We start from the raw sequence: 688 nt of genomic DNA on the forward strand, positions 1-688 counted from the left end.
GATAAGGTTACACGAAAAACTTCATTTGGACAATGGTTTTCACCAATCAATCTTCAATTATTTGAAGAAAGTGTGAAAACGTTGAAATTAGATTACTATACAAAAAAACTAACGACAGAGTCATTTTTAAAATTACTTCTTTTTGCGCAGCTGGAAGAGGTGGAAAGTTTACATGAACTAGCGGATTATCTTTTTGATGACGATCTACAAAAAGAAACCGTTCTTGATACGATTAGTATTTCTCAGCTATCTCGGCGCTTGAATGGGATGAATCCGGATATCTTTCAGATACTTTTTCTTGATTTAGTGTCTCAAATTCATAAGAAAACACATTACCCAAAACTTATGATGCCATTGAAGATCATCGACTCCACGACACTGCCATTGAATTTAACCAATCACAGGTGGGCTGAATTTCGTAAGACGAAAGCAGGTGTGAAAGTACATTTAAAACTCGTATTTATGGAAAATGGCTTGTCGTATCCTGAAAAAGCCGTTATCACGAATGCGAAAGAACATGATCGCAACCAGCTTGAAGTGCTAGTCGATGACAAAGAATGCATGTATGTGTTTGATCGAGGTTACCTGGATTACGAGCGCTTTGATCGCATGACCGATGATGGTTACTTTTTTCTCTCAAGACTTCGAAAAAATGCGTTTATACGAGTAGTTGGTGATGATTTTGAAC

At 36.9% G+C, this 688-nt stretch carries 1 protein-coding gene; it reads left to right on the forward strand.

The genetic code is table 11. The features are described from left to right. Positions 1–688: IS4 family transposase (locus tag M3210_RS20085; RefSeq protein ID WP_251518065.1), on the forward strand; the 688-nt coding region annotated here is incomplete at both ends.

This window comes from Oceanobacillus luteolus (assembly GCF_023715655.1).
GTDB lineage: Bacteria > Bacillota > Bacilli > Bacillales > Amphibacillaceae > Oceanobacillus > Oceanobacillus luteolus.